Here is an 11,401-nt window from a genome sequence, read left to right as displayed (position 1 = left end):
GCGATCTTCACCAATCTGGCGAGGTCCGCTCGTCACCCGAAATGGAAAGGATGCGGCTTCCTGCGCACGGCCGCCGAACTCGCCTCGATGCCCGGACATCCGGCGGTCAAGGTCGGCGCGCGGCACAAGCTGAATTTCGAAACATGGCTGGCCGGCGCCTTGTCGGACCATGGCGTCGGTGAGCCGCCTGCCTTGGCACGCGAGATCGTGCTTTTGATCGACGGCTGCTTTTCGATCATGCTGATCCACCGCAACCCCGATTACATCGAGGCCGCCGGACGCGCCGCGGCGACGCTGGTGCGGGCGCGAATTTCAGGCAGCCAGGTCTAATACGCGACGCGCTTTAAGCCTTTGGTTTTATGCATGTCGTTGCGCCAAAACCGGGGCCACTTTTGGGCGACATGCATTAGAACCCAAACGCCAGCCATGCGGTGCCGGCGGCCAGCGTTATCAGCGTCAGCGGCAAGCCGACCTTGAAAAAAGCGCCGAACGACAGCGTCGTGCCGGCGGCGCGTGCCTGTTCGGCGACGATCAGATTGGCGACCGAACCCAGCAGCGTGAAATTGCCGGCCAGTGTCGAGCTCATGGCGACCACCAGCCAGGCGCGCTCGGGGTTTTCCAGGCCGGGTATGAAAGGCCGCAGCGCCAGCACGGCCGGGACATTGCTCATGATGTTGGAAAGCACCGCGGTGAATCCGGACAGACGCCAGACATCGTCCAGCCCGAGGTTCTTTGCCGAGGCGATCATGTCTGGCGAAAGAAGCGTCTTTTCGGCGCCGGCGACGACCACGAACAGACCGGCGAACATGAACAGCAGCGGACCGTCGATCTCGCGGTAGATGCGTTCCGGCTTGATCGCCCGGGTAAGCAAGAGGATGGCGCCGCCGATGAGCGCGGCCTTGGCGACAGGCACACCGGCGAAGAAGGCGATTGCCAGCCCGATGCAGACCACCACCGCCTTCAGCACCTGCCCCTTGTGCATGCGGCCACGCGAGACCTCGGGCGTCAGTTGGACCGTTCGGGCGAATTCGGCCCGGTAGACGATGCGGATGATGACAACGACCGCGACGAGGCCGAAAAGGGCGACCGGAGCCAGCGCTGCCGAAAAGGCCGGATAGGAAATGCCCGACAGCGCGCCGATGACCATGTTTTGCGGATTGCCGGTGATGGTAGCGACGCTGCCGCAATTCGACGCGGTGGCGGTGGCGATCAGATAGGGGATCGGGTTGCGCTTGATCACACGGGTGACATGGACAACGATCGGCGCCATGACGAGGCAGATGGCGTCGTTGACCAGGAAGGCGGACAGTACGCCGGTCAGCAGCGTCACCATCACCAAAAGCATGAAGGGCGCGTGCGCGTGCTCGATGGCGATGGCGCCAAGGCCGCGAAAGGCGCCTGACACCTTCAGATGCGCCACCACGATCATCATGCCGAGCAGAAGCGTGATGGTGTCGAAATTGATCGCCCGGTAGGCATCCTCCATGCTGAGCGCGCCGATAGCGATCATCGCGGCCCCGCCGAGCAGGGCGATCCCTGCCCGGTCGAGGCGCAGACCGGGGATGCGGCCAATGGCGACACCGGCGTAAGTCAGGATCAGGATCAGCAGTGCCGCCGCGCCCATCAATGTCATCGATAGAAGTCCTGCCCAGTCTGTTTCCGCGCCGAAGCCTGCCACGGAGGCCATTCGGGTGCTCACCCTTTAACGCGATGTCGAGCTGGATGCCAAACCGGCCGGGCAGACGGTTTCAGACGCCGGGCTAACGCAAATAGAAATCCAGCCTCTGTCGCACAGCTTGGGAAGAATAGATCTGTTCGAAGGACTGCCGCGCCCTTTTTCCCACTGTCGCCCGCAATGCCGGATCGGCTTTGAGATCGGCAAGGATGCGCAACGCCTGTTCAGTCGTCTCGAACAAGAAACCGTTTTCGCCATGCCTTATGTGGTCGGAATAGCCGCCATGGGAATGGCAGACCACAGGCAAACCGCAGGCCATCGCCTCCAACACGACGCGACCGAAGGTCTCCACATGCCAACCGGTGCGATAATAAAACACGTCGAGCGTCTGCAGAAACTCTTCGGCGGAAAATCGGCCGGGTGGGAACAGTTCGAGTTGCGGATGCGGCATGAGGCTGTCCTTGAGCCCTGCCCCGCCCTGAATCCGCAAGGCTGTGCCCTCGGCCAGCAATGTCTCGTAGAGGGGTATGTCATCGGCATGATGTTTGCCCGGCCCGTCGCGACTCAAGCGTCCGACGGTGAACGGACGATCCGAAGCCAGACGCCGGGGTGAAAAACGTTCGACATCGATCAGCGATGGATGCACGACGCCATCGACCCGCAGCATCCGTCTCTGAAAATCGGAAATCAGCACCAGTTCGGCGTCTGGCCAGTTCAGCATGCGGGGCATGCGCGTCGTCAGCGCGATGATTTTCGGGTGAAAGGTATTGAAGACATAGATCAGCCGGCGCGGCCGCGGGATCAGGTAAGGCCACACCTTGTTGCGCCAATGCGAGCCGAGAAAGACGTAGGTGCCGCCATTCGGTACATCCCACTTCGACAGCGAGACGCGGCGAATCGGGAAATTCCGCATCAACTCGCCGGACACGCTGGAGGAGGTTGCCCACAGATGCACCTCGGAATCGGCACTCAACAGCCGGTACAGTTCCAGAGCTTCAAGGTCACTGCCGCCGAAGGGATCCTGAAAGCCGTTGAACAAATGGATCATAATAACTGTGCTTACCTGACCGTTCCCGCCACATGCCCGCCAGCATCAAAAATCATGATCGCATGTCGGCCGGAACGCATAGAAACTCAGGAGTCAGAACCGTTTCTACCAACAACGAAACATCGTCAATGCGGGGGAGTATACCGGCAAGCGGTTGCAGTCCATGGCCTATCGAGCCGGCATGCTATCCGTAAAGATCGGATTTCCTGCACATGACTGTAAGCTCTGAAAGCGTAGAGGAGCGGTCTGCGCTTCCCGATCCAGTAATCTGCAAGTTTCTGCCATCAATGCACGGTGGCAACCCCGGGCGGAGGCGCCGGAGACGTTCCGGCCGGATCGAAGCTGACTTGATCGCGTCCGTTCGACTTGGCCGTGTAAAGCCTTTTGTCGGCAGCGGAGAAGATTTCCTCATAGGTGATCGGGCCGGTAAAGCTTGTGCCGCCGATGCTGACGGAAAGCGGACAAGGCCTGCCGCCGGGTGAGAATTCCATCTCCCTGATACGCCGGCGGATGCTTTCGGCGACCACCCAGGATTGCGAGGGGTCCACGCCGGGCAGAAACACGCCGAATTCTTCGCCGCCGATGCGGCCGACGATATCGCCGCCACGCAGTTGCCCTTTGATCGCCTGCGCTATCAGTTTGAGCGCCTGGTCGCCGCAATCGTGACCCAGGCGGTCATTGATCGACTTGAAGTGGTCGGCGTCGATGATCAGCAGCGCCCCCGAACGGGTCTGCTCCTGCTTTCGGGTCTGCTCGAGATAGGCTTCGACCAGCATAGAGAAGGCGCCACGGTTCAGCACCGCCGTCAGGCTGTCTGTCGCGGCGATGACGCTGAGATCGCGCTGCGCGATGGCCAGCTGGCGAATCTTCCACATCAGGAAAAACAGAAACGAGCCACCCAGCACCAAAGGCAGCAACAAGTCGGTCATCTTCGCCCGCCACACGGCCTCGGGCGAAAGATAGGGGAAATTGAAGGAATCGACGAAGAACGCCACGGCAATGAAGAATGCCGTACCGACTACCGTGACAGCGATCACCCTGCCCCAGCTCGTCGGCGACACATCGAGCTTCATCGCGTTAAACTCCGTTAGCCGTCGCTACTATGACGCACCAACCCAAACAAATTGATAAGACTTTCCCTCCAATTTCTGTCGGGCGGCGGAATCAAATCCACCCGCCAGCCCCGGTCGGTGACTTGCGACAGAGGCTTGCGCAAACGTGCCACAAGACGGCCGCTGGAAGCAGCCATCCTGTTTCAGAGCTTGAAGGCGTGGGCCAATTGCCGGCCGGGCAAAGGCAAAACGGCGCGCGAACCAGACCGCCCGTCGTCAGTTGAGCGTTGGCTCACTCAGCGCATCGACGACAAAGGATGCCGCGATCAGGTCGTCGGCATCGAGGCGCAGGGAGCCTCCGTCGCCTCCCATGGCTGAAGCCACTTTTTGAAAGGTTTTCATTTCGTATTCCGTGATCCGGGCGTCCTGCATCTTGGCCTTGAGATCGGCGATACGCCGATCCAGAGCCGAAGATATGCCTATTTCTCGCTTCGACATGGCAACACTCCTCCCCACCCTTGTTTGCCTCCCGCCTGTCCACTTTTATATGAGGGTCCTCGAATACAGCGGGCCGAACGCGCCGTGCGCAGGAAGGTTCCGAAAAGGCGGAGTCACGAAATAATACGCTGGCGCCGGGCGGCTGCCCGAGCCACGCCAACGCCTCATCACCGAACAGAGTTGGACGGCTTGCGGTATTTGCCGCTGTCGGGGCGACCCTGCATGGAGAAAGCTGATTCCGCGATTTTGTTATATCAGATCTAGCTAATCCTTGACGCCGGCAGATGACGCCCCAGAATCAGTGGCATGGCAATAAAGGTCGGCGACGAAGTGGCGGTCATGGCGACGGTGCTGAAGCGCGTCACGGAAGACCGCGTCAGCGTGTCGATCCCCGGTTACAATTTTCCGCATTCGGTCATTGATCCGGCGACCAGGCTGACCAAGGGCCAGCAGATGGAATTATCCGGCGGGGTTACGCGGATCGACGGCGACAAGGTCACGGTATCGCTCGGGACAATGGTCACGGTGGACATGGACAAGGTGCGCCTGGTGCAAAGCCACGTCCCGCCGAAGCGAAGGGATCTGAGGATGTGAACAAGCGAAGCTCCACCGTCTCAGGGATCCAGCCCCTTACATCCCAGCAGTGCAGAGCCGCACGAGCGATGCTGAAATGGTCGCAGGTGCGACTCGCCGCGAAGTGCGGCCTCAGCGAAGGAACGATTGGCAGTTTCGAGAGCGGACGAAGGATTCCGAGTTCGGCCAAGCTGGCTGCCATCCGGCGAGGGTTGGAGGCAGCAGGCGTGGTTTTCATCAATCAGAAGGCCGCAGTGACCAAGAGCGGTCCGCCTCGTCAAACTATCGGTGGAACATAATTTAGATATCGCTGTTAGAGCGCAAACGGGAGGCGAGCGATGTTCAAACGTGAAATCGGCATTGTTTCGGACTGGTCGAAATTGGTGGCGGACGATCCTCTGATCGCCGCCGATATAGCCCGGCGTTTTTCTGTGCGCGCTTGCAATGACAACGCCGCCGACGACGACGACGTCCCGTGGCCCGGCACCGAAACCCTAAATCCCGACTTTGCCGGCCTCGCGACACCCGCCGAGTATCCTCGGCCGATCATGCTTCTAGCGACGATCTATGCGTCGACGGTTTTGGGGGTAACGCTGCTTCTGGCGGCGGCGGTTTGAGCGCACGAGGCCCGATGCCGCTCTCTGAAAGCCCATGTCTCCGGTATAAACCGTAACCTATGTGTCCGGAACGGACCGAAAGGCTTGGCGATCCCGACAGGATTCGAACCTGTGACCATCGGCTTAGAAGGCCGGTGCTCTATCCAGCTGAGCTACGGGACCGCTGGCCGGCCTTTGGGCCGGCTGGATATCTTGGCACTGACCGCCGTTCAATGCGTCCAGGGCGTCCTGCGGTCATAGCGGAAATTCTCCGCATAGGAAATCTGGCGGCGCTTGGTCTCTTTCGGCTCTTCGACGCGGAAAGCGAGCCCTTGCTTTTCGGCGTAGGCTACCGCCTCTTCCCGCGTGTCGAAGCTAAGCCTGATCTGGCTTCTCATGTCTGCCGACGTCGTATACCCCATCAGCGGATCGATCTTCTTGCGCGTCTCGGGATCGAATTCCAGCACCCAGTGGCCGGTCTTGGCCTTGCCGGACTGCATCGCGGTTTTGGCTGGGCTGAAAATGCGCGCGGACATGGCCACCTCGTTCTTGTGCAAGGCAGCATCGCCACCCTTCGCCCGTCATTACTGCGCAATGCGCACGGCGGCAAGGTTTTTGCTCTCGCAGGTTTTTGCACTTGCCATGCACCACCGAAATGAATAGGCAACAGACCGTTCGGAGTGTAGCGCAGCCTGGTAGCGCATCTGGTTTGGGACCAGAGGGTCGGGAGTTCGAATCTCTCCACTCCGACCATCCCCTCACAGCCCAATGCCCGGCGCAGCCATATGGTCACTTGCTCCGGCTCCGGTCGTGCATCCGTGGGCCGCGGGCCGGTTCGGCAAACAGGGGTTCAGATGCTTGGAATCGATGCCTGGGTGTCGCTTTTCGGACCGGCCTACTTTGCCTATGCCGGCATCACCGTTCCGTTCATGGTGACGTGGGCAATTGCCTGCGCCGCGCTGGCGATGTGGAACAACCGTGAAAGCCGTAGACAGGCGAGGCAGGCCCCAGGCGCCGTCGTCTCCCGCTCCTGGCGTGTCAGTATTGGAATGTTTGTGCTGGTCGCCGCCGGCTATATCGCCGCTCACTCGGCCGTCTACCTCGCCGTCCGTCATTTCGCCAGAATGTGGCTCTGAGACTGACCTCTCAGCTAAATCTCGAATTCGCCCTGCCCTTCATCCATGGCGTTGACGGTTTCGGCTGCCAGCGCCCTGGTGATCGGCGTCTTGCGTTCGAGCGCGGTCCGGTCGAGCCGCTCCACCACGCGCATCGCTGTCGCCAGCGAGCGCTCGATACGGCGGACCAGATACTGCACGACATGCGGTTCGACCTCGATCTGACGGTCGGCGAACAGTTTCGTGATGACCCCGGCGAGCAGGAGATCGTCGGGCTCATGAATTTCCACTGTCGCCGCCGCTTTCAGCCGTGAGGCGAGATCAGGCAGCGTGACGCGCCAGGCGGACGGGAAGCGGCGCGCCGTCAGGAGCAGCGTCGACCCGGCACCACGCACCGTATTGATCAGATGGAACAGGCCCTGTTCATCGACCGCGCCGGTATCGACATCGTCGATCAGTGCCGGCCGCGCGCCGAGATTGGCAATGCTGTCGCCGATGCGCCTGGCGTCGACCGCCACCGCATTGGCACGCGTGCGCCAGATCGAGGCCAGATGCGTCTTGCCCGAACCCGCGGGACCGGCCAGCACCACCACCGGCGATGGCCAGTCCGGCCAGCGGTCGACCAGCGCCACCGCCTGGTTGTTGGTGCCGGAGACGACGAGTTCGTCGCGCGAATAGCCGGTGCCATGGCCGAGGTCGAGCGGCAACTGGCGTGGCGGGTCGGTTGGCTGGGCAGTCACTTCAGCGACGCGGTTGCGTGCGGTGGCCGCCGCCGCGATCGGCCGGGAGCTGCGGCACAGGTGCCGCGCCGCGGCCCTTGTAGAGCGGCGATTCGAGATAGCGGGCAATGGCGAACCGCACCAGCACGGCGACGGCCGCAGAAGCCGGCACCGCGATCAACAAGCCGACGAAGCCGAACAGCGCGCCGAAGGCAAACAGCGAAAACATCAGCCATACCGGGTGCAGGCCGACGCTCTTGCCGACCAGCCGCGGCTGCAGGATGTTGCCCTCGATGAACTGGCCGATGAAGAACACGACCGCGACCGCGACGATCATCGTCCAGTCCGGCCAGAACTGGACGAAGGCGACGCCGACAGCCAGCACCAGCCCGGTCAGCGATCCGACATAGGGGATGAAGGAAATCAGCCCGGCGAACAGGCCGATGAGGATGCCGAAATTCAGTCCGGTCAGCGTCAGCCCGGTGGCATACATGGCGCCCAGCACCAGGCACAGCGTGCCCTGGCCGCGCACGAAGCCAGCCGTGGCGGTGTTGATGTCACGAGCGATGGCGCGCACGGTCTGGACGTTGTCGCGCGGCACCCAACCGTCGATGACCGCCACCATGCGGTCCCAGTCGAGCAGCATGTAGAAGGCGACCACCGGCGTCACCACGAACAGGCTGACCACCGAGACCAGCGCCATGCCGGAGCTCCACAGCGAGGTGAACACGGTGGTGATCAGGCCGAAGCCCGAGGTCAGCAGCGAATTCAGCCCGTCGCGCAAGCTATTGGCGTTGACGCCGAACTTCTGTTCCAGCCATTTCGGATCGAACGAGGTGATCAGGCTTTGCAGCCGGGTCAGATATTCCGGCAATTTGCCGGCGAAATCGGCCATCTGCGTGGCCAGAACCGGAATGAGGATGACAAAGGCCAGCACCAGCACGATGAGGAAGGTGATGAGGATGACCACCGTCGCCATGAAACGGGACAGGCCGAGCCGCTGCAGCCGGTCGGCAACGGGATCGAGGAAATAGGCCAGCACCATGCCGGCGACGAAGGGCAGCAGGATGGCGCTGAAAACATAGAGGAAAAGCGCCAGCAGCGCGGCACCGGCCAGCCAGAAGAAGATCTGCCGGCGAAAGGTCGCGGATGCGGCGATGTCGGCGGCCGCGGCCTCGATCGCTGCCGCTTCTGTCTCAGATGTCCGGAGTGGAGCCTTCGCCATAGCCGCTCATGTGCCTCAGCCAAGTCACGAGATAGGCTGCGGCCGAAGCCACGGTCAAGACCCCGGACAGCAATATGAGGGCTGACCTCAGCGGGTCGAGGTGAACGTCAAGGGCAAGTTCTCCCAGCACAAGCGCGGCCAGCACGATCTGGATCGCGGTGTTGGCCTTCGACACGAACAACGGTTTCATCTCGACCGGATGGGTCATGACGGCGGACAACACCACCGCGCAGACGATCAACGCGTCGCGCGACACCATGATGACGACAAGCCACAGCGGCAATTGCCCGATGAAGCTCATGACCACGAACACCGAAACCAGCAGCAGCTTGTCGGCCACCGGGTCGAGATACGCGCCGAGCGTGGACTGCTGGTTGAAACGGCGGGCGATGAACCCGTCGACGCCGTCGGAAATGCCGGCGACGAGGAACCCGGCAAAAGCCCAGTCCCAGCGCGCCTGCAGCATCGCCAGCACCACCGCCGGCACCAGGATAAGGCGCAGGATGGTGATCAGGTTTGGGATGGTCAAATGCTTGGCACCTCCTCTTGGTCGGAGATAGATGATGAAGATAGCGGGTGGCAACAAGAGAGAAGCTGCCGATCTCCCGCACGGGAGAGCGGCTTTCAGCTTGGCTTTCGCCAATCACGAGCGCCTATACGCGCGCCCTGTCCACGGTTTTATGGGCCGAAATGGCCGTTATCCTTGCGGACAGAAACCGTTCATGCGAAGAGCCCGCGACAAGGAAAATTGTTGAACGGGCACCCGAAATGAGCAAGCGCGACGTGAACAAGCGCAAGAACGGGCTCACCTATGCCGAGGCCGGTGTCGATATCGACGCGGGCAATCTCATGGTCGAGAAGATCAAGCCGCTGGTGCGCGCGACGCGCCGCCCGGGCGCCGACGGCGAGATCGGCGGTTTCGGCGGCCTGTTCGACCTCAAGGCGGCCGGCTTTACCGACCCGGTGCTGGTGGCGGCCAATGACGGCGTCGGCACCAAGCTCAAGATCGCCATCGATGCCGGCAAGCACGACACGATTGGCATCGACCTCGTCGCCATGTGCGTCAACGACATCGTCGTGCAAGGCGCCGAACCGCTGTTCTTCCTCGACTATTTCGCCACCGGCAAGCTCGATCCCGACCAGGGTGCCGCAATCGTCGGCGGCATTGCCGAGGGCTGCCGCCAGGCCGGCTGCGCGCTGATCGGCGGCGAGACGGCCGAGATGCCAGGCATGTATCACGGCAATGATTACGACCTGGCCGGCTTTGCGGTGGGCGCCGCCGAACGCGGCCAATTGCTGCCCACCGACGATATTGTCGAAGGCGACGTGCTGCTGGGCCTGGCTTCCTCCGGCTTGCACTCGAACGGATATTCGCTGGTGCGCCGCATCGTCGCCGTCAGCGGTCTGTCGTGGAGCGATCCGGCGCCGTTCAATGACGAGGCCACTCTGGCCGAGGCGCTGCTCGAGCCGACCCGCATCTACGTCAAGTCGATTCTCAAGGCGATCCGCAACACGCATGGTATCAAGGCGCTCGCCCACATCACCGGCGGCGGCTTCCCGGAAAACATCCCGCGCGTGCTGCCCAAGGATTTTTCGGCCGAACTCGATCTCGAGGCGATCGACGTTCCTGCGGTGTTTTCGTGGCTGGCCAAGACCGGCGGCGTGGCGCCGGAAGAGATGATGCGCACCTTCAATTGCGGCATCGGCATGATCTTGGCGGTCGCATCCGGTCAGGCAGCACAGGTCGCCGCCGTGCTGCAGGAGGCCGGCGAGACGGTGACGCCGATCGGCCGCATCGTGCCGCGCCGCGACGCCGGCGTCATCTATCGGGGCTCGATCGGCCTATGAACGCGCAGAGGAAACGCACCGTCGTCCTGATCTCGGGGCGCGGCTCCAACATGACCGCGCTGATTGCCGCGGCCAGCGACCCGGCGTTCCCGGCCGAGATCGTCGGCGTCATTTCCGACAAGGCGGACGCCGCCGGGCTCGGCATCGCCAAAGCGCGCGGCATCGCCACGCAGGTCGTCTCGCGTGCCGACCATGGCAGCAAGCAGGCGCATGACGCCGCAATAGACGCGGCGCTCGCGGCCTTCAACGCCGAGATCGTGGCGCTGGCCGGCTATATGCGCATCCTCACCCCCGGCTTCGTCCAGAGATGGCAGGGCCGCATGATCAACATCCACCCTGCCCTGCTGCCGGCGTTCAAGGGGCTCGACACCCATGTGCGCGCACTGGCCGCCGGCATCCGCATCCATGGCTGCACCGTGCACTTCGTCACCTCCGAGATGGATGACGGCCCGATCATCGCACAGGCGGCCGTGCCGGTGATGGTCGGCGACACCGCCGATACATTGGCGGCCCGCGTGCTGAAGGCCGAGCACCGGCTCTATCCGCTGGCATTGGGACTGGTTGCCGAAGGCAAGGCGCGCATGGAGAAGGGCCGCACCGTGCTTGCCCACTTTGCCGACGATGCCGACAACGGCACTTCGGTGGTGATGGCCCCCGACCCGCTGCGCGAGGAAACCGACCTCGAGCATCTGGCGCGCATCACGCCGTGAGGCGAGAGCGTGACGATGAAACAGCTTCTTCTACTTCGTCACGCCAAATCCAGCTGGGACGATCCGGATCTCGATGATTTCGACCGGCCTTTGGCCGAACGCGGAGTGAAGGCGGCGCGCTCGATCGGGCGCGAGCTTGCGGCGCGCGGCTGGCTGCCGGACCTGGCGCTGGTGTCGCCGGCGCTGCGCACCCGCGACACCTGGCGGCTGGTGGCGGCGGAGCTGCCCGTCCAGCCCCGGATCGCATTCGTCGAGGCGCTTTACGATGCTTCAGCGGCGGATATTCTGAGCCAGATTGGTCAGACCGACGCTTCAAGCGGCAGCTTGCTGGTAATTGGCCAC

General features: G+C 62.6%; 15 protein-coding genes, 2 tRNA genes and 1 pseudogene. 9 read left to right on the top strand and 9 right to left on the bottom strand.

What is annotated here, in order from left to right; all coding sequences use genetic code 11:
• Window positions 1–330 (top strand): annotated as a pseudogene (locus EOC06_RS42080) (TetR family transcriptional regulator); the annotation flags it as partial.
• A 76-nt stretch (window positions 331–406) separates the two neighbouring features.
• Here the strand turns inward: EOC06_RS42080 and EOC06_RS09550 are convergent.
• The 4 genes from EOC06_RS09550 to EOC06_RS09535 all read right to left on the bottom strand — a co-directional run bounded on the left by EOC06_RS09550 (window position 407) and on the right by EOC06_RS09535 (window position 4,273).
• Complete coding sequence (locus EOC06_RS09550) at window positions 407–1,633, bottom strand: anion transporter (protein WP_127319253.1); 1,227 nt, start codon at window positions 1,631–1,633, stop codon at window positions 407–409.
• A 127-nt stretch (window positions 1,634–1,760) separates the two neighbouring features.
• Complete coding sequence (locus tag EOC06_RS09545) at window positions 1,761–2,723, bottom strand: glycosyltransferase family 4 protein (RefSeq protein WP_128307598.1); 963 nt, start codon at window positions 2,721–2,723, stop codon at window positions 1,761–1,763.
• 284 nt (window positions 2,724–3,007) lie between these two features.
• Window positions 3,008–3,796, bottom strand: coding sequence for a GGDEF domain-containing protein (locus EOC06_RS09540; protein ID WP_128307597.1), 789 nt, complete (start codon window positions 3,794–3,796; stop codon window positions 3,008–3,010).
• Between the two features lie 255 nt (window positions 3,797–4,051).
• Entirely contained in the window at window positions 4,052–4,273 is a 222-nt protein-coding gene (locus EOC06_RS09535; protein ID WP_127319259.1) for a hypothetical protein, read from the bottom strand.
• A gap of 306 nt (window positions 4,274–4,579) precedes the next feature.
• On the opposite strand from EOC06_RS09535, the gene EOC06_RS09530 reads away from it, so the two are divergent.
• The 3 genes from EOC06_RS09530 to EOC06_RS09520 are packed head-to-tail and all read left to right on the top strand — an operon-like array spanning window position 4,580 to window position 5,463.
• Window positions 4,580–4,867, top strand: a complete 288-nt coding sequence (locus tag EOC06_RS09530) for a hypothetical protein (RefSeq protein ID WP_164895683.1) — start codon at window positions 4,580–4,582, stop codon at window positions 4,865–4,867.
• Complete coding sequence (locus EOC06_RS09525; protein WP_127322157.1) at window positions 4,864–5,145, top strand: helix-turn-helix transcriptional regulator; 282 nt, start codon at window positions 4,864–4,866, stop codon at window positions 5,143–5,145. Before EOC06_RS09530 ends, EOC06_RS09525 begins: the two co-directional genes overlap by 4 nt.
• A gap of 39 nt (window positions 5,146–5,184) precedes the next feature.
• Window positions 5,185–5,463 carry a hypothetical protein gene (locus EOC06_RS09520; RefSeq protein WP_128307596.1) on the top strand — a complete coding sequence of 93 codons (279 nt, stop codon included), beginning with the start codon at window positions 5,185–5,187 and terminating at the stop codon, window positions 5,461–5,463.
• A gap of 85 nt (window positions 5,464–5,548) precedes the next feature.
• On the opposite strand, the gene EOC06_RS09515 is transcribed toward EOC06_RS09520, so the two are convergent.
• Window positions 5,549–5,625: transfer RNA gene (locus EOC06_RS09515), tRNA-Arg, on the bottom strand.
• Between the two features lie 47 nt (window positions 5,626–5,672).
• On the bottom strand, window positions 5,673–5,978 hold the full coding sequence (locus tag EOC06_RS09510; RefSeq protein WP_023812590.1) for an ETC complex I subunit: 306 nt from the start codon (window positions 5,976–5,978) through the stop codon (window positions 5,673–5,675).
• Window positions 5,979–6,118: 140 nt separating this feature from the next.
• Between EOC06_RS09510 and EOC06_RS09505 the strand changes: the two genes are divergently transcribed.
• Together EOC06_RS09505 and EOC06_RS09500 are read left to right on the top strand one after the other, a co-directional pair.
• Window positions 6,119–6,195: transfer RNA gene (locus EOC06_RS09505), tRNA-Pro, on the top strand.
• Window positions 6,196–6,296: 101 nt separating this feature from the next.
• A complete protein-coding gene (locus EOC06_RS09500; RefSeq protein ID WP_027037912.1) occupies window positions 6,297–6,578 on the top strand; it encodes a hypothetical protein in 282 nt (93 codons plus the stop codon).
• A gap of 14 nt (window positions 6,579–6,592) precedes the next feature.
• Here the strand turns inward: EOC06_RS09500 and hdaA are convergent, their stop codons facing one another.
• The 3 genes from hdaA to EOC06_RS09485 are packed head-to-tail and all read right to left on the bottom strand — an operon-like array spanning window position 6,593 to window position 9,030.
• Window positions 6,593–7,297, bottom strand: coding sequence for a DnaA regulatory inactivator HdaA (hdaA, locus tag EOC06_RS09495; protein ID WP_127381229.1), 705 nt, complete (start codon window positions 7,295–7,297; stop codon window positions 6,593–6,595).
• Between the two features lies 1 nt (window position 7,298).
• The gene (locus EOC06_RS09490; RefSeq protein WP_127331264.1) at window positions 7,299–8,501 is read right to left on the bottom strand and encodes an AI-2E family transporter; all 1,203 of its coding nucleotides are present in this window, start codon (window positions 8,499–8,501) and stop codon (window positions 7,299–7,301) included.
• Complete coding sequence (locus EOC06_RS09485; RefSeq protein WP_127331266.1) at window positions 8,473–9,030, bottom strand: CDP-alcohol phosphatidyltransferase family protein; 558 nt, start codon at window positions 9,028–9,030, stop codon at window positions 8,473–8,475. Before EOC06_RS09485 ends, EOC06_RS09490 begins: the two co-directional genes overlap by 29 nt.
• Before the next feature lie 239 nt (window positions 9,031–9,269).
• Between EOC06_RS09485 and purM the strand changes: the two genes are divergently transcribed.
• The 3 genes from purM to EOC06_RS09470 all read left to right on the top strand — a co-directional run.
• The gene (gene purM / locus EOC06_RS09480) at window positions 9,270–10,349 is read left to right on the top strand and encodes a phosphoribosylformylglycinamidine cyclo-ligase (RefSeq protein WP_027037916.1); all 1,080 of its coding nucleotides are present in this window, start codon (window positions 9,270–9,272) and stop codon (window positions 10,347–10,349) included.
• Window positions 10,346–11,059 carry a phosphoribosylglycinamide formyltransferase gene (gene purN / locus EOC06_RS09475; protein WP_128307595.1) on the top strand — a complete coding sequence of 238 codons (714 nt, stop codon included), beginning with the start codon at window positions 10,346–10,348 and terminating at the stop codon, window positions 11,057–11,059. The genes purM and purN overlap by 4 nt, the downstream gene beginning before the upstream one ends.
• Before the next feature lie 15 nt (window positions 11,060–11,074).
• Window positions 11,075–11,401: histidine phosphatase family protein (locus EOC06_RS09470; protein WP_206631172.1), on the top strand; the 327-nt coding region annotated here is incomplete at its 3' end.

The organism is Mesorhizobium sp. M7A.F.Ca.MR.362.00.0.0 (assembly GCF_004023175.1).
Classification (GTDB): Bacteria; Pseudomonadota; Alphaproteobacteria; order Rhizobiales; family Rhizobiaceae; genus Mesorhizobium.
Note: the sequence above shows the minus strand (reverse complement) of the source record. Positions and strands in the feature narration are given on the sequence as shown.